General features: G+C 49.8%; 16 protein-coding genes. 12 read left to right on the forward strand and 4 right to left on the reverse strand.

Annotated features, from left to right (window positions below):
* The first annotated feature begins 23 nt into the window (after positions 1–23).
* The 9 genes from BBB58_RS14835 to BBB58_RS14875 all read left to right on the forward strand — a co-directional run bounded on the left by BBB58_RS14835 (position 24) and on the right by BBB58_RS14875 (position 13,082).
* Entirely contained in the window at positions 24–806 is a 783-nt protein-coding gene (locus BBB58_RS14835; RefSeq protein WP_074038025.1) for a ParA family protein, read from the forward strand.
* Positions 803–1,486: a hypothetical protein gene (locus BBB58_RS14840; protein ID WP_074038026.1), complete on the forward strand. Its 684-nt coding sequence runs from the start codon at positions 803–805 to the stop codon at positions 1,484–1,486. Before BBB58_RS14835 ends, BBB58_RS14840 begins: the two co-directional genes overlap by 4 nt.
* Positions 1,487–1,497: 11 nt before the next feature.
* Complete coding sequence (locus BBB58_RS14845; protein ID WP_167365538.1) at positions 1,498–2,259, forward strand: ParA family protein; 762 nt, start codon at positions 1,498–1,500, stop codon at positions 2,257–2,259.
* Entirely contained in the window at positions 2,256–3,056 is an 801-nt protein-coding gene (locus BBB58_RS14850; RefSeq protein WP_074038028.1) for a hypothetical protein, read from the forward strand. Before BBB58_RS14845 ends, BBB58_RS14850 begins: the two co-directional genes overlap by 4 nt.
* Before the next feature lie 43 nt (positions 3,057–3,099).
* Entirely contained in the window at positions 3,100–5,673 is a 2,574-nt protein-coding gene (locus BBB58_RS14855; protein WP_074038029.1) for a sigma factor-like helix-turn-helix DNA-binding protein, read from the forward strand.
* A gap of 36 nt (positions 5,674–5,709) precedes the next feature.
* Positions 5,710–6,924: a ParB/RepB/Spo0J family partition protein gene (locus BBB58_RS14860; protein ID WP_143180281.1), complete on the forward strand. Its 1,215-nt coding sequence runs from the start codon at positions 5,710–5,712 to the stop codon at positions 6,922–6,924.
* Positions 6,921–9,485, forward strand: coding sequence for an SNF2-related protein (locus BBB58_RS14865; RefSeq protein ID WP_074038031.1), 2,565 nt, complete (start codon positions 6,921–6,923; stop codon positions 9,483–9,485). Before BBB58_RS14860 ends, BBB58_RS14865 begins: the two co-directional genes overlap by 4 nt.
* Before the next feature lie 271 nt (positions 9,486–9,756).
* Positions 9,757–11,841 carry a hypothetical protein gene (locus tag BBB58_RS14870; protein WP_074038032.1) on the forward strand — a complete coding sequence of 695 codons (2,085 nt, stop codon included), beginning with the start codon at positions 9,757–9,759 and terminating at the stop codon, positions 11,839–11,841.
* A gap of 17 nt (positions 11,842–11,858) precedes the next feature.
* Complete coding sequence (locus BBB58_RS14875) at positions 11,859–13,082, forward strand: ParB N-terminal domain-containing protein (RefSeq protein ID WP_074038033.1); 1,224 nt, start codon at positions 11,859–11,861, stop codon at positions 13,080–13,082.
* A gap of 69 nt (positions 13,083–13,151) precedes the next feature.
* Here the strand turns inward: BBB58_RS14875 and BBB58_RS14880 are convergent, their stop codons facing one another.
* From BBB58_RS14880 to BBB58_RS14890, 3 genes are all read right to left on the reverse strand, one after another.
* Complete coding sequence (locus BBB58_RS14880; RefSeq protein ID WP_074038034.1) at positions 13,152–13,772, reverse strand: hypothetical protein; 621 nt, start codon at positions 13,770–13,772, stop codon at positions 13,152–13,154.
* 44 nt (positions 13,773–13,816) lie between these two features.
* Positions 13,817–14,944, reverse strand: coding sequence for an HNH endonuclease (locus BBB58_RS14885; protein WP_074038035.1), 1,128 nt, complete (start codon positions 14,942–14,944; stop codon positions 13,817–13,819).
* A gap of 98 nt (positions 14,945–15,042) precedes the next feature.
* Positions 15,043–16,077, reverse strand: coding sequence for an HNH endonuclease family protein (locus tag BBB58_RS14890; RefSeq protein ID WP_074038036.1), 1,035 nt, complete (start codon positions 16,075–16,077; stop codon positions 15,043–15,045).
* 373 nt (positions 16,078–16,450) lie between these two features.
* Between BBB58_RS14890 and BBB58_RS15015 the strand changes: the two genes are divergently transcribed.
* The 3 genes from BBB58_RS15015 (at position 16,451) to BBB58_RS14905 (ending at position 19,236) form a co-directional block, all read left to right on the forward strand.
* Positions 16,451–16,918, forward strand: a complete 468-nt coding sequence (locus BBB58_RS15015; RefSeq protein ID WP_084543138.1) for an HNH endonuclease — start codon at positions 16,451–16,453, stop codon at positions 16,916–16,918.
* 16 nt (positions 16,919–16,934) lie between these two features.
* Positions 16,935–18,152 carry a DGQHR domain-containing protein gene (locus tag BBB58_RS14900; protein ID WP_074038037.1) on the forward strand — a complete coding sequence of 406 codons (1,218 nt, stop codon included), beginning with the start codon at positions 16,935–16,937 and terminating at the stop codon, positions 18,150–18,152.
* A gap of 241 nt (positions 18,153–18,393) precedes the next feature.
* Positions 18,394–19,236, forward strand: coding sequence for a hypothetical protein (locus BBB58_RS14905; protein WP_074038038.1), 843 nt, complete (start codon positions 18,394–18,396; stop codon positions 19,234–19,236).
* Positions 19,237–19,307: 71 nt separating this feature from the next.
* Here BBB58_RS14905 and BBB58_RS14910 read toward each other — a convergent pair whose 3' ends face one another.
* Positions 19,308–20,054 (reverse strand): hypothetical protein, encoded by a 747-nt coding sequence (locus tag BBB58_RS14910; protein WP_074038039.1) that lies wholly within the window; start codon positions 20,052–20,054, stop codon positions 19,308–19,310.
* Positions 20,055–20,705: the final 651 nt, after the last annotated feature.

A 20,705-nucleotide genomic window follows, 5' to 3' on the forward strand; every position in this document is an offset into this window, starting at 1 on the left:
TAAACATAGAAAGGGGAGAGAAAATGAATATTTTGACGTTTTATATCTCGAAAGGCGGGTCTGGTAAGACAACATGTTCCTTGAATATGGCCTATGCGCTAGGTGAATTGGGGGAACGTGTCCTCCTCATCGATTTGGACCCCCAAGGCTCTCTGAGTAAACTGATGTTGAAAGAGTCCGACACAATCAAATATATGACCATGTTCGATGTACACACACGAAATCTAGACATCAAGGACATTCTGTTCGATGATGAAACGTATCATGTCAGCCTTCTCCCCTCGAATGAACGAAATGCCAGGTTGATCAATGTGATTTCCGAACAAGACAAGCTTTTCCTATTACAGGATATGATTTCGCCGCTCGAGGATGAGTTCGATTGGATCATATTGGACTCGGTCCCTTCTATTAATGAGCTCTCAAAAGTCGTCCTCTCGACTTCGAACATGACCATCATCCCGTTCATGCCGAAAAAGCTCGTCTTTGATCAGCTTGCAAGCACCATCCGTACGGTACAAAAGGTAAAAAAATTCTATAATCCGGATTTGGAGATCGCCGGTGTCCTACCTGTGGCGATGGACCATACGCTGAAGGCAGATAAAGAATACTTCGAGGCGATGGAACAAATCGCGTCGGCTGAATCGTTGTCCATCTTGCCTGTCGTGAAACGTTCGACCTTCATTGAAAAGGCGGCGGACAGTGGGAAGAGTGTCATCCAATACCGCTCGAAGGAATCAAAGCAGTTATCCGAACCGTTTCGGGAGTTGGCGAAAATTGTACGAGCATCCAGGGGTGATTCCGTATGAAGGCAAGGAACCGAAACATCCACAAGGTCAAACCGAGTGAGCAACACCCTTACCAGAGCGGGCTGACGAATATCAGTTCCCTCGTGCAAAAGCTCCCTGTCTCGAAGGAAGTCGAAGATCTCGTCTATGAGATCAATGAACTCGCAAAAGTGCAGACAATCTCAGTGTTCGAAATCGGGAAACGACTCGTCATCGCACGATCTGAGATGCATGATAAAAAGGAGTGGGGCACTTTTTTAGAGGCCGTCTCGATGTCCGCCTCGCTCGCATCTCGATACATCAAAGCCTATGACACGTTACATCCACTAGAATCATCATTGTCGAGCCTCCCCGCATCCAAAATCTTTGAACTCATGTATCTGGATAATATAGATGAGGTGATCGAGCAGGGCCTATACATCGACGGTGAGAGGAAGCAAGTCGAGGAGCTCACTGTGAAACAGATCCGTGACCTCCGAAAGGGAGGAACGCACACGCCACTCAAGGTGAGACCGTTCCAACAGGAGAAGAAGTCATCGGCAATCTTGTCCGCTCGTATCCCGAGCGACCTGTCGGAACAATTTCAGCAGTATGCTCATGCCCATAACCGTAGTGTCAGCGAGTTACTGGCAGAAATGATTGAACGAACCGTATCAGACAACATCATCGACGACATAGATGAACAAGGAGAACAGTCATGAAAAAAATCGCGTTGTACAACCGTAAGGGAGGGGTCGGAAAATCGACCACGACCATCAATCTAGCTCACGCCTATGCAAGGGACGGGTTGCGTGTACTCGTTATCGACGCCGATGACCAGGCGTCCTCGACGAACGGCCTAGGTCTGACGAACGACTATGAGGGCAAGGTGTTATTGGATTGTCTATTAGAGGAGAACGACCCGTTCTATACACCGATCGAACAGGTCATCGTGACCTGCGAATACGAGACAGGAACAATCTATTTGGTCCCGACGAGACGATCCGCCTCGCCGAGCGACCTGACCAGTCAGATCGGTTATGAATATCGTCTGAGCGAGGAGCTTGCGAAACTCGAAGAGTTGTTCGATATCTGCCTGATTGACTGCCCGGGTTCGACATCCGCCTTGAATCCCTATGCGCGCTGCGCGCTGGTCGCCCAGGACCGGATCATCATGCCTGTCCAGATGCAAAAGTTCTCGATGGACGCGGTCTACTCGGCTCCCGAGGAACTGGAAGAAATGAAACGCTTCCGAGAAGACATTCATATCGCGGCCTTCATCCCCACCATGGTGAGCGCCCGTTCCAAGGGGGATACGACGACCGTGGAGGAACTCGAGGAGCTCGGGGAAGAGGTGGGCATCCCGGTCCTGACGACGATACCGTATGCGGTGAAGGTTCAGACACTGCAGCGTGAGTCCCGACCGGTCATCGACCACAAGAGTCCCGCTACGGACGCATACCTACAGCTTGCACAGGAGGTACTCTCGTTATGAACCGTAATCGTAAAAAGCACACACCAAAGATCTCAACGTTCAATGCAAACCTGCCGGTGAGACAAGGATCAGGGGATTCGGACAATCGAAGCGAGCAAGTCGAGGCGGTGAAGGAGTTCTCTGCCACATCGACCGTGGCGAACCCTTACCAGTCCCTGCCGGCGACGGGCCTCTCGCGTGTCATCACGAAGAGGCTTCCCGAGGACATGGCGGGCATCGTACAGTACTATAACCACATCGATGCCATTCAAGCCACGAGTTTTGTCGAAAAATGTCGGATACTGGCCCATGCGAGCAGCCTGTTCCGCGACCCTGACACAAGGGACGGATTCAAGGAGCAAGAGGGGAACTGGCAAGATTTCCTAGCGAAGATTGGGATGTCGCATTCTCAGGTAAACCGATTCGTTTCCTTCTGGAACACGTTCGGACCGAAGATATTGGAGAAGACGATCGAGCAAGAGTTCAGCGCGACGAAACTCGCCGAACTCCTCTCCTGGCCGGAGGACCCGAGACCTGCACTTCTGGAAGGGAAGACCTACCCTACGAAGAATGGGGAGAAGGGCGTGTATGAGATGACGCGTGAGGAGTTGCGCGAGGTGAAGAGGATGCTTCTGGAACGAAGAGAGGGTCGTGTCATCGAGAACACCAAGACCCCTAATCGGAACATCCGCATCACTTTCAACGATGACGACGCCCTGCTCTATCAAAGCCTGTTGGAGAAGGCACGGGAAGAGGCGGTATCCGAGGATGAAATCATTCGTCGAGCCTTGGACTTCTATATAAAAAACAGTCATTAAAGAGGAGTTCTGAAAAAGTTTACTTGGAGCGAGGGGGCATACGATGTGTGAAAGAGTAGCAGGTCGTGGTAGGGGAAGGTACCAAGACATAGAATTTGATAATGTCCATCATAGTCTATTGGGATTGATTGAATTTGCAAATATCGATAGGAATCGTTTAAGTTTTGAATCCGTGTTGTCTTTGATACGTGAGGGTTTTACCATACAAGACTTTATAGATAATAACGAGCAACGATTGGATTCTATTCGAAAACCCTTGAAGAACGCGATTCTGGACCTTCTTGATACATATGGTGAGTCAAGGGTCAATGACATGTGCTCCAGGTGGACGTTCTATCATCTGATTTTTTTAGAAATGGGCGTCACGGAGTCTCTTTCAAAATTGATGGCTGTAGCCCAAATTGGTTTTGAAGAGTTTGACCTGATGGACTATGAAAACTTCAAGTACCGTACAGGAGGCAGAAATAGACTTAGTACTTATTTGAAACTAAGGGATTCTTATATGACATTCAAGGACGAGATAGGCGAAGAGGTGTTTCAAGGACTTACCTATCAGCAAGTTTCAATCCCTATTAAGCCGAAACTAAAGCCATTGAATCTTAGCAAAAGAGAATATAAAAGACTAGAAAAGCAGTTTCTTGAAACATATTATGATGAGTTTCAAGAAAACTTCACAGTGAAAGAACTAAGTGCGAGAATGGACGTTGATGAAAGATTCATTCAACTAATTTTAAAAAATGCTTCAAGAAAAGGTTTACTTGAGACCGATGGATATGATGTAAAAAAAATAAGAAGGTCGTTCGAGGAACTGCTGCTCTGGGAGTCGTTACCGGAGCCTGAAATCATCCGTTTGAGATTGGTGGAGGGCTATAGCGTTGCAGAGATTGCAGACAAGCTCGGACTCTCAAGACAAGGTGTCTCCATAAAATTAAAAACAGCTCTCTCACTCGTACCAACCTCGCACGTGATAGAAGCTAAACGTTATCTTAGACGTTTTCGGAAATTCAAAATGAATGAGGACATGTTTGTCAAAATCTTTGACGAACATCCTGCAGTTTTCAGATGGCTTTCACTGAAGGTGAAAAATGGAAATAAAGATGTACGTGAAATGTACACCAGGTTGACAGAGGAGCAACAAAAAAGATTCGAAGTTCATTTTTCGGTCACTTTATTGGATGGAGATTTAGTTTCTGTTGACAAGAAGACTATTCTCGAGAAAGTGATTTTTGACCATGCCTTCGATAACTCATGTCGCATAGAAGAAATCCATGAAATTTATAAAGGATATATCTACGCCCAATTCCCTGTGGAGATTGCGGATTCGCTTTATACTGACGAAAGAACTCTACAGGGCATAGCCAGTAGATCGTCCCTCACAATAAGCTCATATGGTAACAGGGTTCGTTATCATAATCCGAAAGTTTTCACCGACGAAAGGATGAATCGCCTTCAGATATTATTGCAACTAGAACCCGGTGTGTATAACGCGCGGTACATCTTTCAACTCGACCCTGGGCTTATGGAAGAGTTGAATTGCAAAGACCCTTCAGAACTCCATAACATCATCAAAACCAGAATCTCACATCCTCATATCACGATGGGAAGGATGCCAGAACTCGCCATCGGTGTCAGTGATAAACTCACTTGGGTGCGTCATCTAATCCGTGAGCATGCCCCGATACCGCTCGAGGAATTTCTAGACATGCTGTCCCGTAGATTTGGACTTCATATCCCTTCGATGCGTAGCCTGGTCCAGACCACCATGTTAGAACATTTATCGCCTGATAACATATTGATAGCAAGCTTCCCGACCATCACGGACGAGGAGACGGAGTGGTTGAGGACAATCCTCGCCGAGGACATCTACACGTTCGACCAACTGCTCGACCTCCATAAGGATGTCCCAGACCTCTACGACAGGTTCTTGAACAAATGGGTCCTGTCACACGTCGGCTACACGATCAGCGGGGGGTTCATCGTCAAGTCTGAGTATGGGAGCGGGGAGGCATATTTCCGGGACGTCATCAAATCCAAAGACCTGTATCGAATTCAGGACATTCCTGCTGCCAAGACGCAGAGTTACTTCAAGGTATTGAAGGACCTAGAGACAGAATTAGAGATCTTCAGGGCGGACGACGACCACTACATGAACATCGGGCGATTGGAGAAGGGCGGATTCTCAAAATCGATGATCCGGGCTGAAATCGAAGACATTGTCGAGGCTGCAAGACATCTCGACACGGAATATTTCACATTCCCCATGCTCCAAGAGGTCTGCGCTTCGGAGTTGGTCGACCTGGGGATGGAGAATGTCTTTTACGAGAGGCTGATTCGCCTTCACCCTGATGTGAACTTCATCCCGTCAGGTGGGGGGGACATCTTCTATTTCTCTAGAGAAAAGAGGACGCTTGGACATTTCTATCTGGCACATCTCCATAAAAACGAGGGCATCGACGTCCACGTATTCGAAAGAGGGCTCGAGGAACGTTATGGTATAACGTTCAACAGCGGGAAGATCATCGAATCCATCAGGGACCGGGGAGGATTCTGCTCACCAGAGACCGAGAAAGTGTACCGAGACAAGTCGATATTCCTCGATGATCTTTATCGAGACTGAAAACATCACACAATTTATTGGAACGAGGTAATGAACTTGAGAACAGAACAATCAATCGAGACCATCAATTTGAGAGGGCGCATCGGTCATGACATCATGAAGACCGACCAGAAGCGGAAGCTCGCCCTGAAGGGTGAGGTCAAGAGCTTCGACGTGTACAAAATCCCGCTCGACCTTCTCCTTTATAACAAACGAAACGGACGTATCATCAGCTGGATGAACAAACTCGAGTCCGAAGGGGTCGTCGTGGACGAGCTGTCAAAAGACGAGTACAACGAGAAGGTCGAGACGATGATTGTCGACTCGAACCGGACCGCCCTCGAGAAGACGAAGAAGAACATCAAGGCCCTCGGGCAGATCCATCCTGGTGTCGTACTGAACAATGGGACCGTGATTGACGGGAACCGGCGATTCACCTGCCTTCGTCAACTCAAGCGTGAGGACGGGGGAGACCTTTTCTTCGAGGCCGTCATCCTCGACCCCGAGGAGGGATTGACGGACGCCGACATCAAGCGACTCGAGCTGCGCATCCAGCATGGGGAGGAGCGTCCGGTCGATTATAACGCCATCGACAACTTGGTCGACGTCTATAACGACATCCGAATCAACCGTTACTTCACGACCAAGGAATACGCGGCGAACATCGGCAAGAAAGAATCCGATGTCAAGAAGATGCTCGAGAAGGCCGACCTTATGGTCGAGTACCTCAAGTTCATCAATGCGGAAGGCAAGTTCTATGTCGCACGTGAGCTCGAACTCGACGGTCCGCTACAGGAGATGACCGGGATCCTGCGGAAAGAGAAGGATGAGGAGGACCGCATCCGGGTACAGGACGCACTCTTCACGGCATTGAGCACCTCGAAGGACAGGGACCTCACCCGTTACATCCGTAAAATCGGGAAGGACATCCTCGGAAGCAAGAACCGTGAGGAATTCCTAGAGGAGTTCGAGGACATCGTGGATGACGTACACGATGCCTTCCAAGAGAGGGAGACCGTCGACATCTCGACGATTCGAGAGGTGAACAAGGACCTCGAACAGGTACGTTCCGAGGCATCTTACATCGTGAGTCGTCGTGCCGAGGAGACAGCCATCACACGTGCCCAGATGAAACCGGTCGACGCGTTGAACACCTCGCTCAAGGCGCTCGAGAACATCGACACGGAGCAGGTGTCGAGGATGGATGCACATACGAAGGGTGAGTTCGACCGATTGGTGAACCTGTTGCGGGAGAGACTGGACTCCCTATGAGGGCCGAGTCGGACTTTCGCCTCCTCGACCTGAAACCCTCATATTATACGAACCAGACGAGCATCGCGAAAACCTTCTATGAGCCGGTTCTGTCGAACGCCGTCTCCTATGACCGTGTAAGCGGGTATTTCAGCGGGAAGGCGTTCGCGCATTATGCGAGAGGGATTCAAGGGCTGGTCCGGAACGGGGGAAGGATGCGCCTCATCATCTCCGAGGAGATTGCAGAGGAGGACTTCCTTCAGATGACCGAGGGATATCGTCTGAGACGTGAGCTTGAGGAGGACCTGTTGGACCGACTCGACGAGAAGCTCTCCCTCCAGGAAGAGGCGGACTTCTCGAACCTGGCCCATCTCATCGCGAGAGGGGTCGTGGACGTCCGGGTCGGCTTCATCCGTGCCGGACTGTTCCACTCCAAGTTCGGGCTCGTCAGGGACGCGGAGGGGAACATCCTCTATTTCACCGGGTCCAACAACGAGACACGCGCCGCCATCGAGCACAACTATGAGTCGTTTGACGTCACAGGGACCTGGCTGTGCTCAGACTTCGACCGTCAAAAGATCGACAGGGCCATCGAGGAGTTCGAGAGCCTCTGGTCCGACGGTTCGGGCAGACACGGTGTCCGTGTCAGGGAGTTCGAGGAGCTCGTTCTGAGTCATATCCTGAGAAGAGACAAGGGGAGGATCATATTGGACAAAGAGATGTTGTTGGACGACGCCCTGGTCCTGACGTTGGATCAGGGCAGGCTCGTCGTCCATGACCGGGTGGCGCCCGGCAAATTACGTGCGAACGAGCGCACATTGACGAGGACGCTCGTGCCGTTCTGCGACGGGGGGTATCCTGCCTTCCGGTCGGATCTCACCTATATGGAGATCAAGAAGGTGATCAGCCATTTGGAACGCCTCGGGGAAAGGCGTGGCTTCGAAGTCGTCGTCACCGAACGTCTCCGGCAATACCTGGGAGACCAGGAGTTCATGATTGAGGAGAGGGCGGAATATGCGCGTCTCCTCAAATCGTCACATGAGAAGGTTCAACGAAAGTACGAGACCTTCTCGAGCCTGGTGGACAGGGAGCTCGAACGAAAGCTACGGGAGCGGCAGATGCGTTCGGCCTTCTATATGGTCGAGATGCAGAAGGCGGCGAACTTCTCCGTCCCGGGCGCGGGGAAGACCTCGATGATCTATGGCGCGTATGCATACCTCTCCTCGAGAGAGGTGAACAAGGTCGAGCGGCTCGTCGTCATCGGTCCGAAGAACACGTTCATCTCATGGAAGGACGAGTTCCGGGCGAACTTCGGGGACAAGCGAGACCTCAGGGTGCTCGACATCCATGACTCGGTCGAACCGTTGCTCGCCCTGAAGACCGACGCCCACCTCTATGACCTTATCCTGGTCAACTACGAGTCGCTCGGGAAATATGAGCGGGTCCTCTCGGAGGTGATCGACCGCTCCACCATGCTGGTCTTTGACGAGGTCCATAAAATCAAGGCGCTGAACAGCATACGTGCGAAGTCCGCGAAGGCGTTGGCGCCCCTGGCGCCTTACAAGTTCGTCCTCACCGGGACACCGATACCCAACACCTATGAGGACATCTATAACTTCCTCAACATCCTGTACGGTGAGGAGTACAAGTCATTCTTCAATTTCAAGCCTTACGAGCTAAAGGAACCGAACGAGTCGAAGGTCCAAGAGGTGAACATGAAGCTGGCGCCGTTCTTCTGGCGAACGAACAAGCGGGAGCTCGGCGTGCCGGACGCGGATGACGACATCCTTTACAGAATCGTCGCAGACAACACGGAACAGCGCATCATCGACCTCCTCTATCGGAAGTACCGTGGGAACCCGTTCGCCCTGTACATCCGCCTCATCCAGGCGGCATCGAGCCCGGAGCTCGTCCTCCGAAACATCGACATGGCGGAGATGTTCGGGGAGGATGCGGCTGAAATCCCTCTTCTGGACGGGGAGGGGCAGCCCGATGTCTCCTTGGATATGGAGGAGATACGTCTCCTCAGGTCCGTCCGAGAGACACGGAAGTTCCGTTGTGCCATCGACACCGTCACCTCCCTCCACAGGGAGGGCAAGACCGCGGTGGTCTGGTGCATGTTCGTGCACACGATAGACAGGGTCCATGAGGAGCTCTTGTCGAACGGGATCAGGTCCGCCGTCATCTATGGCAGCACGCCACAGGAGGAGCGCGAGCGACTGATCCGTGCATTCCAGAACCGTGAGTTCGATGTCATCGTCACGAACCCGCACACGCTGGCGGAGTCGGTGTCGCTCCATCATGTCTGTCACGACGCGGTCTATCTCGAGTATTCGTTCAATCTCACCCATATGCTCCAGTCGAGAGACCGAATCCATCGTCTGGGACTCCAAGAGGGACAATACACCCGTTATCATTACATGATGATGGAGGGCCAGCCCGATAGACAGAACATGGTCGATGAGAAGATCTACATCCGACTCAAGGAGAAGGAACAGCGTATGCTCGAGGCGATCGAGAACGGCGAGCTCCGACCTGACCCGAACGTGAACTATGACGACATCGTCGCCCTGTTCGATTGAACCGATAGTCGAATGATTTAGATGGAGGAGGTCCGCCGAAGGCGCGGACCTCCTCCATTTTGTCGATTTCAAATAAACAGACGAGGTGGTGTACAGATGAGTCATCGAAGAGATATCCCTCCTTTGTAAAAATGATGATACATCCCCTAAAATTCAGGGAAAAAGATAGGAAAGTGGAGACAAAAAAATGAATACCTGGGTACTGGACCTAATACATGTATTCAAAATCGGACGAGATGCCGTCTGATGGTCAAGGGAGGAGGAATGAGAGATGAAAAGCGGGCCTGGGGAGCGTGGCGCACGAGCGGGTCGGACGGACAGGGAGCCATTCGAGAGGAGGATCGCGAGGAAAGGAGTCGAGCATGTCTTCTATGAGAAGGTATATGACGAACTCGGCGACGTCTTCTCCCTAGAAGAGGTGACGACCCTCCTGAAGACCGAGAAGGATGATGTCGCCGATCTGCTCGAGAGATCTTCGAGGCATGGATTCGTCAGACCGGACGGTGAGAACTTCAAGAAGAGGACACGGACCTTGTCCTCGCTGTTGTCCTCGGATGACATCCCTGAGTCGGAGTTCGTTCGTGCAAAATTAGAGACCGGTCTGGACGACCTCGTGCTCGCCGAACGCCGGGGACTACCGCTTCGGACCTTCAAGAAAAACCTCAAGAGAGCTTTGGCGATGATGCCGGTGACGCATGTCTCGGACGCCCGACGATACCTCAACAGGTTCAAGTCCTATGCGTTCACCGAAGAATTGTTCATGGCGGTTTTCGCCGAGGACGCTCGGATGTACCGCTTCCTGTCCCTCAAGGTACGAAGCGACCAGCGGGATGTCAGAGGGATGTATGCCAGGTTGAACGAGGTGCAGCGCGCCCGGTTCAGGCGTCACCTCTCTGTCTTCGTGGACCGTTCGGGAAATCTAGAAGAGGCCACCATGACCGGGGTCTTCGAGCATGTGTGCTGGATGAACGCCGGTCAGGCACACATGCCCATCGATGGATTGAAGACCCTCTATGACGCCTTTCTCGACGAGCAGTTCGATGAGTGGACGACCGAGAGGCTCAAAGCGGATGAGAGGAAGCTCGCATCCATCGCCTCTAGGTCGAGCCGGGTACTCTCCTCGGACAATCGATATCGATTCCATGACGACTCGGTGCTCACCAAACGAAACCTCCAACGTCTGAGGGGAGTTCTCAGGCTGGAGCCAGGCTTCTATAGCACCGAACACATCTTCAGGCTCGACCCATCCCTCATGGAGGATCTGGACTGCATCACGCATGAAGAGCTCCATCAAATCATCAGACACCACGTCACCGTCAAGAACGTGACCATGGGACGCCTCCCCGAAATCGCAATCGGTGTGGACGACAAGTCGGTCTGGCTGAAGAGACTGGTCCGAAGACATGGGCCGATGGAAATCAGTGATTTCCTTGAAATCGTGCATGCGAGTTTCGGGCTGTCTCCTCGCAGCGTGAGACGGACGTTGAAGGATGCGCTGCCAGAACTCGTCTCACCGGACGGCATGATCGGGGTCACGATGTCGGGAGCGACGAAGCGAGAGATCGACTGGTTCTCGAGGCGTCTCACGAGGGACATCTATACCCTTGAAGAACTAGAAGGCATGTTCAGAGAGGTGGAGGATTTCAAGGCGAGGTTCATGAATCCCGTCTCCCTGGAACGTTGTGGCTTCACCCTACGGGGAGGCCTCGTCCTTCGTTCACACCACGATAGCGCAGATTCATATTTTAAAAAACTACTCGTCGCGAGCGACTTCTTCATCGTCCCGGACGAACCTGCATTCAAGACCGCCACTTTCAAAAGGGCGGTGAAGGACCTGGAAGATAGACATGATATCTTTCGGTTCGATGAACGGCAGTACATCCATCTGACAAGGCTCAGGAAGGCGGGCGTCAACAAGGGTGTCGTGAAGGGATTCATCAAAGAGGTGATCGAACACGTCAAACGACAGCAATGGGAATACTTCACTGTCCCGATGATTCATCACCAGGTAGAGTCGTCCTTGTGGGAGCTCGGTCTGGAGGATATCTTTTTCGAGGGACTCTTACATTCGCATCCTAAAATCGGGGCAATCAGGACCGGCTCAGGTGACATCTTTTATCTTGGGAAAGGGCCAAGGAGCCTTGGAGGTCTCTTCATCGAGCATCTCCCAAAGGATGGAGGCATGGAACCCCTCGAGTTGAGAGAGGACATCGAGTCCTCCCTTCATCTCCTCTTTGACGAGAACGCCATCGTCTCGGCCGTTCGGGAGCGAGGAGGTCATTTCTCTCCGGAGACAGGCAAGCTCTATCAGGACAAACAGACATTTCTGGACAACATCTACTCGAATGACGAATGACAGGGGAGGGATTGGACATGAGGAAAGGACCAGAGAACATCAATCTCAGAAAACGGATTGGGGAAGATATATCTCTTACCGAGCAGAAGAGGAAGCTCACATTGAAAGGGGAGACGAGGGTATTCGATGTGTATCGGATCCCCCTCGAGCACCTGGTCTACAATCGACGGAACGGACGAATCATCAGCTGGATGAACCGTGTCGAGTCAGAGGGGGAGGACGTCTCGACCCTTGACAAGAATGAATACAACGACAAGGTGGAGGAGATGATCATCGAGTCGAACAAAGGGGCGCTCGAGAAGACGAAGGCCAACATCAAGAACTTCGGACAGCGGGTCCCAGGTGTGGTGCTCAACGATGGGACCATCGTTGACGGGAACCGTCGATTCACCTGTCTCCGCCATCTGAGACGTGACCACGGGATGGATGTCCTATTCGAGGCGATCATCCTCGACCCGAAAGAAGGGCTCTCCGATATCGACATCAAACGGCTCGAGCTCAACCTGCAGCATGGTGAGGAGCGCCCGGTAGACTACAATCCGATTGACAACCTCGTCGACGTCTATAATGACATCGTCGTCAATGAATACTTCACGGAACAGGAGTATGCGTTGAACACCAACAAGAAGCCCTCGGAGGTCAAGAAGATGGTCGAGAAGGCCAAACTGATGGTCGAGTACCTGGAGTTCATCAACGCCGACGGAAAGTTCTATCTCGCGAGGGAGCTGGAGCTGGATGGTCCCCTCCAGGAGATGGTCGGCATCCTGAAGAACGAGAAGGACGAGGAAGAACGGATCCGAGTGACGGACACGCTCTTCACAGCGCTGACGATCTCCAAGAACAAGGACTTGACCAGATACATCCGTCGCATCGGAAATGACATCTTGAAGGCATCGAATCGAGAGGCGTTCCTCGAAGAATTCGACGAAATCGTTTATGATGTCGCCGACGCTTTTCAAGGAAAAGAGAAGGTCGATCTGGAGACCATGAGGCAGCTCAACTCGGAAATGAAGGACCTGAGGGACGAGGCCGCCTCCCTCATCGACCGTAGGGCAGACGAGACGGCCATCTCCCGGGCGAAGATGAGACCAATCGATGCATTCAACACGTCCCTGAAGACGCTCGATACAATCGATATGGACCATATCGGAAGGCTCGATCAGAAGAACAGGGAGGAGTTCATCCGTCTCATCGGACGGATGCGGGGAGTGCTGGACTCCTTCGAGGAACGTCTTTCATGATGGATCGGCAATGACATGGCTGTAAAACCAAATAAGTCGCCGACACATGTGCCGGCGACTTATTTTTCATCAGACGCCAGAGCGCCTCATGTTCTCGATGACATCGAACGTTCGTAGGAAACGGGGGGGCAGGGAAGCGTGTGCGAACCTGGGTGCAGGTCTCCCGCCCCTGGCGGCCGTCCTCGCGACGACGGTCTCGATGTCGAGAAGATCAGGGAGTATCGAAGAGATGACGGCCTCGGTGTATCGGACGAACGGCATCCGGACACCCATGTGTCCAGGACTCGGATAATTGATGTCCTCCTGCAAGATCAACCAGTAGAGGAGCACCCTGGTCTGTCGACCCTCCAACCTGTGTCCTGCGACTTCGAACGGGGAAGGAAGGTCCACAGTCCCGGTCAGTCCATTTGTAGCCAAATCCTCTAGAAAACAGAGCATCGACTCGGCCCCGTCGTGTCCCGATATCTCGCAATACGTATGGACCGCACGGACCACGTGTATATGCGAGGGGGCGAAATCGTTCAAATAGAGGCAATAATCACCGGTCTTGCCACCGCGTAACGCTCCAGGATATCGCAGTTGTAGGCCCGGGACATGTTCCTCCAAGGAGTGTGTGTTCCCATGGACCTCTTGGACCGGCATCTTCGTATAAAGATTTTTCATGTATAGAATGTCATCTGCGAACGGCATGGACGAATCCTCCTGAATAGTTTTTGAGAGTCGAACAGATGTGTTCATCTTGAAGAGGTTTTAAAGATGTTCGCCCGATGAAGGCGCATGTATGCCTTGTTTCTCGGTATATGTGAGAGGTGCATCGTCTCGTCTATCGACAATCTCGGCCATTCCTGGCGAGGGAACATCTCTGAAATCAGAATCCTACCATCGTCCTCGAACGTGATGAATCCTTTGTCGAACAATGCGTCGTGGGTGACGCAGAGAAGGAGCCCATTGTCGAGGTCTTGACGTTGATGCTCGTCGGCGACCGACCAAGGGAGGATATGACTCGCGACCAAGAGGGGCTCGACCGCCATACCACACAGGTCACAGCAACGCCGACTCTCTAGCAGGCCGCGACGAAATCTTCCTTGGGTCCTCCTGAAGATGGTCATCCGATAGCCGATGCTCTCCAATAGACGTTCACGGCGTCTTAAGCGTTCCCCGGGTACGAGCGGACGTTCGACACGTGACGAAAGATCACGATCGACCAAGAAGCGTAACCACTCGTTCGGGGCATGTTCAGAAACTGTGATGCCTCGTTTAAGGTCATAGAGCCACTCTCTTTTGGCCGTCACCTCAAGGACGGTGAAATGACCCACGAGATTTTCGAAGGGGATGCCTGTCCTCGGGTCTGTGAATCTCTCTAATGACAGGGCATCCACCTCGGACGTGCCCGGTACATATGGTATCGCGATGCCGACGTATTTGACACTATCGTCCACCTGTTTCTCGAAATAAAAGAAGGGAGCCAGATGTGATTCCGGTTCATTGTACGCCCTTTGGAAAAACTTCTGCAATGCCTTGTTACCTGCATTGTTTGTAGAGAGGTAGTGTTGGCTAGAGGATTCATTGTCTCCGTAATAGGTCAAGATACCGCTCATGGGATCATAGACGTTCTGCCAGTTCTCATGTTTGCGGGTATCTAGCAGGACGACGAAGGCCTCCTCTTGAGAAGAGCCGAAGATAGGATTCTCCTGCATGGCACGGCGAATCCCACCCATGTTGCCCACACCCCTCAGACCAGGGAATTTGAAAATCATATGGACAGGTTCACTCCGTGTATAGTTACTGTCATCACCCTTTAGATAGTTTGTTCCCGGTACCAAGTCCGCCATCATGGCATCTTCGAATGTGACCTCATGCATTGTTGCTCATTCCTTTCTTTCTATGTGGGTTGGCTATCGTCTTAGCCTCTTATTTTCCGAGGATTTTGATAAGTGTGCATGTTCCGTACAAGACTTGTTCAAAATGCCGGTGGCAGCTCGAAAGTCGGCCTCCATTGCGTCCCTCCGGATGCGGAGAGGCTCAAGTTATAAATCAGATTCAAATAGGAGATTCTCTTGTCGCGGGTCCTTCCGGTCTGGTTCATCAATGTCTCGCGAAGCGGGTGATGACTCTCGATGAGAAACTCGTTCCTACGGAAGAGTCGGTCCAGATATTCGATATGAGGGATACACGCGAACTTTCCTTTCGAACCGCGGTTGCAGTCCTGACAAGAGAGCACCAGGTTCCACACTCCGTCCAGATTCTCCTCGAACATGAGTGCGAGCCTGTGGGGGAGGAAGTGGTCGACATCCGCCAAGTCAGGATGCCCGGATTTGGTGCTGATGTCCCGGAAGCAATAAAAGCATTTACCTTTCTGATATCCGTTGAGCGCGTCCCGGGACGATGTGATGTTCGTGCGACGACCTCGATCATGCTCCTCGACGAAGAGCAACTCGGCCGATTCGTCGTGTCTCACCTTGAGCATGTTCGACGATACCCCTGTCGACCAGGCCGTCTCGACGAGGCGCCATCTTGCTTCGACTTCCGTCTCGAAACTGTCTCCCTGGACAGATTGTAGGATTCGATACATATCATCGGTCAATATGATGCCTTTGGTGTTATCAGATTTCGACACCTCGAAAAATGAGACGGGCAACCGATTGTTGTTCACGTTATGGAAAGCGTCAAGGACGTTCACGAATCCCAGCTTTCTGGTCGATTCGATCAGCTCGTCATAAGATACAGTCCCTGCATTGTATCCTCGACAGATATCCAGATATTTGCTGGAGGACGATATTGCCTGCTTGTCACTCAATTTTAGGTGTTCACATATGTGCGCCGCGAAATGGACGGAGATATCTTGCAGGCTGATAAAAGACTCTCTTCCGTTGCCACCGACCTCCAGCAACGATTTTGCCATGGCGAACTTGTAAGAGGCAGAATTTTTCCCGAACAAGATGACGGCACGAAAATAAGATTCCAAAGATGGCTGATACTCTGTAAAACGGTTCACGATTCCTTCCTCCTTTGATAAAAAGGAAATATTTCCATGAATCAATTATATGATATCTCTAATGTATGGGCATGTAAAAAAATAGAACAGGTGAGAGGTGGGATTTCAGTAGGAATCCGAGGGTGAAAACCTATGGGGCGATTCAATCATATATTTAATATTCTGGATGACGATTCGATTGAGTATCGCAAATTCAATTTGAAAAGACATACCGATTTTAATTCATTTTTATAAACACTTACTATATAAATATTTATAAAGTTTAATTTTTTATTGAGGTGGAATACCTCTAATATGTCACCTCAAAAAACTTACCTCACACTCACCGCTTCAATTTTTACAATGCTACTTTTTCTATCAAGGAGGTAGTAGAATGCATCAGTTGTCATCTTTTTTATCTCGATTCAACATTGATCAGGAAGAGTTGCTCATTCAAATATTCCCTCTGATTCAAGAACATGTTGTCGAAACCATTCGTCCGACAGAAGAACAGATGAGGGAATGGCGAAATTCTCCTGAAGGACGTCAGGAATTTGAACGCTATATGTTATCAAAGTTTACTGTCGTCCCATCAAAACGGACAATTCGAACACTATGGGACATCTATAACGGAAAGAGGCAGACGTCCCGTGACAAGGCACTCGTTCGAAGTTTCATCGAAGCACATAGATATGCGGTCGCCTGTGCACATTGTGGTCTGACGGAAGGGAAATTCCATGTGGACCATATCATCCCGTTGTCGAGGGGAGGGAGAGATGAACCTGAGAATCTTCAGTTTCTTTGCGTCCGTTGTAATTTGAAGAAGTCGAACCGTTATGATTCTCGTAAGCCGCTGATATGAGAACGGAGGAACAAACATGTCTAAATCTTATTCTTTAACACGTTCTAACTTGCTGACACTGATTGAAAAGATTGAATCACGTCATGGTGATAAGTTCAAAATGATGTTGGTCAAGTTGGACCAGGGTAACGGATATGATATGGCAACAAGCCAACTCCCTGTCGACACGACCCATGCTCTATTACGTCGTATCCCGAGGGACTATGATAATCCGGAAGGCATTCAACGAGCGTTGAAGGCTTCTAAGGTGAATAACATCGAGAAAATCGCAAGGGAAGACGAGGAGAGATTTTCATCTCCCAACGCAGTCGTCGTGAGCCTGGTGACGGAACACGAATATGTGTCGATGGTGACTGATCAGGCGAATGAGATGATAAGATATTTCATCATAGATTTGGCGGCTTACAAGAACGTGGTCGCAGAAGCAGAAGTGGATGCAGGTGATTATCTTATAGACGAACATATCTTCCCTGGTATCATGATTGACGGGCACCATCGGACAGCTGGTCTTTATCAAGGTACCAAACTCGGATTAGTACTCCCCGTGACCGCCTATATCGACCTGCCTTCCAAAGACATGGCCAAAGTGTTCGCGGACATCAATATCTATCAAGAGAAGCCTAGTACGGTTCATTCTCTTGCTATGAAGGCGATATCTGGGACACTAAGCAGCACCGAGGAAGACGCACACAGTATCGTGTCGCTTCTGAATCAGGAGGAGTGGTCTGTCCTGTATCAACGTGTGAAGGACATCGACGGGCCAAGACCTAAAGACTTACCGAAATCCTATGTGACCAATAGTACGTTCGTCAAACTGGTCGAGGGATATGTTCTGGACACTATGCCTGATTTAGCCATGCTCCGCAAGGCGCAGATTTTGAGTGACTATTTCAAGGCATGGAGTGAGGTATATCAGACTGCATGGAGAGATGAGAAGAGCCATGTGTTGGTGAAATCTATGGGTTTTCAAATCATGCTTCGAATATTTGATAAAATCTATACGATGGTAGGTAGCGATGGTATTCCATCCAAACAAAGTTTCAAGACCTTCCTAGAGGTTTACATGCGCCCTACTGAGATACTGACCGTCTATGATAAGGAGTTGATCCTCGACTGGAACAGCAGAGATTACGGAGGATATTCGAGTGGCAAGGGTATAAATGATATCGTTGCGGCATTGCAAAAGCATATCGCGAACAAGCACTATTATACGCTAGAACAAGCTTCAAGCTGATTCTAGCTCAGAAGGAATTCAGACGGATGGAGGGAAGACCTGTCTTCTCTCCATCCTTTTAGGTGAGAGATAATTGGTCTTTATTTTTAAAAATCGGTTGAACTCAAGTCTAGGTTGATCTTGTAAAAATAGGATGATAAGATTGCAGAATCATGAACACATTTCTTTTTTCATCAGACAAGAAATGCATTCAATCTAAAGGTTTGAACTCTATAAAAAAGATGTTGGAGGGAGATTTGAGATGAAAAACCTCACGTTAAGGTTAAAGGTCGAGATGATTGATTTCAATGTCGTCGACTCACCACCGACAAATTATGAGATAGCGAGTTATCAGTTCTGCAATGTTGGTACCGTTCAGTTGATTGATGACTTGTATGACCTTATTTTGAAAAAGAAAGGTGACTGGGTTCGCTTGAAAAGTATTAAAACCCCTGACAGACAAGAAGTCGATTTTTTGTTGATGTTCACAAAATCAGAACTGAGTGAGGAAGATAATCGCTTGCTTAAATCGATTGTAAAAGTTTGTGAATCATATTTTACGTATCATGATCTTGAACTGAACATCGAGGTCGATGAACAATTGTCGCATCTCCCATCTATAGATTCGATGGGAAATGGTATGATTGTGAGCGCTCAAATGAACGGAGGTAATGGTCTATCAGAATTCTTAGAGAAAGAATTCAATAATCAAGGAATCGATTATACAATACTTCGTAAACAACAAGAGCGCGTGGACGCCGGTGCCAGTGGCGGTATGGAACATGTTTTGATTCATATAGCACAATGGGTTCTAACGAGCGCAGCATGGGACATATTGAAAAAAAGTTTGAATTCAGAGGATATCTCATGGTTGAGTTTTTTTAGGGAATCGAGATATGAGGAAAAGCAGTTCAAGCGAATCAGGAAATCGGTGGCGGAACGTACCAGGGTCAATGAGATTGACCTGATACTCAAAGATAAAATTGAGGATGAGAAAGAAGTGACTATCGTCTTCGAGGTCAGGGGTGTTGCAGAAGGCGACATAACCCTTATCTGTGACCATGGCGGTAATATCAGGGACATATCAAATACGGTAACCAGTTAAATGACATGCACTTCAATGATGTGGACGAACGAATAGAGGCATTCGCATGACTGCGGTGCCTCTATTATTGTTCATTCATCAGTTTCAGTTCTGTTCCGATCTCTCAATATGGCAAGTTCTATTTGCTCTTCGAGTCTAATCTCGAACGCTTCTTTCTCACGACGGAGGATTTGAACTTCGAGGTGTAGTCTCTGATTCTCTTCCTCCAAGTGATCCGACCTTCGAATGCGCCCTTTTAAGTCTTCGACCATGTCGACCAGGCTTTGATTCTGACGATAAAGCTGGGAACGTTCATCCTCGAGTCTCTTGAGTCGTGCCTCCAAATCGAAGACCTCTCGCCTCAGACCTTTCGTGACCTCTTTGGATGCCGTTCGTTCCGCCTCCAAAGTGGAAGTCAGCTCGCCATTCTCATGTACTGCAATCTCGAGTCGCTCTTCGAGATTCCGCCTCTCTATTTCATGTGCAGACAAGTTCTCCTCATGCGCCAGTTCGAGACGGTCCCTCTCATCGAGGATGCCCTGTTCGAGCTCGTTCACCACAGCGAGATGTTTGGATTTGATTCGCTCGTTCTCTCGGATTTGCGCTTCGATACGGGTAGCCCGTTCATGGAACATAGCCCTCACCTGCGAGAGGGTGGCCTCCAATACGGCGTCCTCCTCGGCGATGACCGGGTCAGGGGTATCTTTGTCGGCCAGTTGCAAAAGCTCCTCGAACAATTGATTTGTCGAGAGCTGTCGTTCCTCCATCAAGCCCTGTATACGTTGTTTCACATCAGGTGACACCCGGAATGAGGTCACCTTCGTCTCTTGTGTCTCCATTTTCTGTTCTCACCACTTTGTCAGTTAAATTATTGATGCGGTTCTATAAGATAAGTAGATTTCGTATACATTTCGACGTCGAAATGTATACGAAGCGGTTCATATTTGTTTCCTCATAAGGCTTTCTTTCCTTTGAAAAATCTTTTTAGGAAAAGTTCTCATTCTTCACAGAAAATTCTCCGAGATACTTTAAAGAGTCCATTTTTCGGTGTGAGTCCACGACGCGCTTTTTCGTCCCGACCATCTCATCTATAAATTGTCATTACATCGACTATCTTCGAGTCGCCAGGAATCGTGCCACTTTAATCTCTTTTCGTGTACCCATATTCCCGTATTGCATGATTGCTCTTCAATAAAACCATACCATAATTTCTTCTCCATTTTTCATAAAATCTTGTCACTTCGTTTCAAGTCGGCCCATAGAAATCAATCAATATTACTCACGGGAGATAGAGAATCGATACTTCAAAATTGATATATGCTGAGTAGCGGCCGGAAAGAATGCTTTTAAGTTCGTGAACAAAGGGCTTTACAAAGTGTGTAGGTTAATTTATTATGTAGTAGTAAATTAACTAATTAAATTGGGAGGGAAAGACATGGTAAACAGTCGAACGGCAGTGGAAGTGTCGGGCCAGGTGGACCGGCCGACGT

The organism is Exiguobacterium profundum (assembly GCF_001909285.1).
Lineage (GTDB): Bacteria > Bacillota > Bacilli > Exiguobacteriales > Exiguobacteriaceae > Exiguobacterium > Exiguobacterium profundum.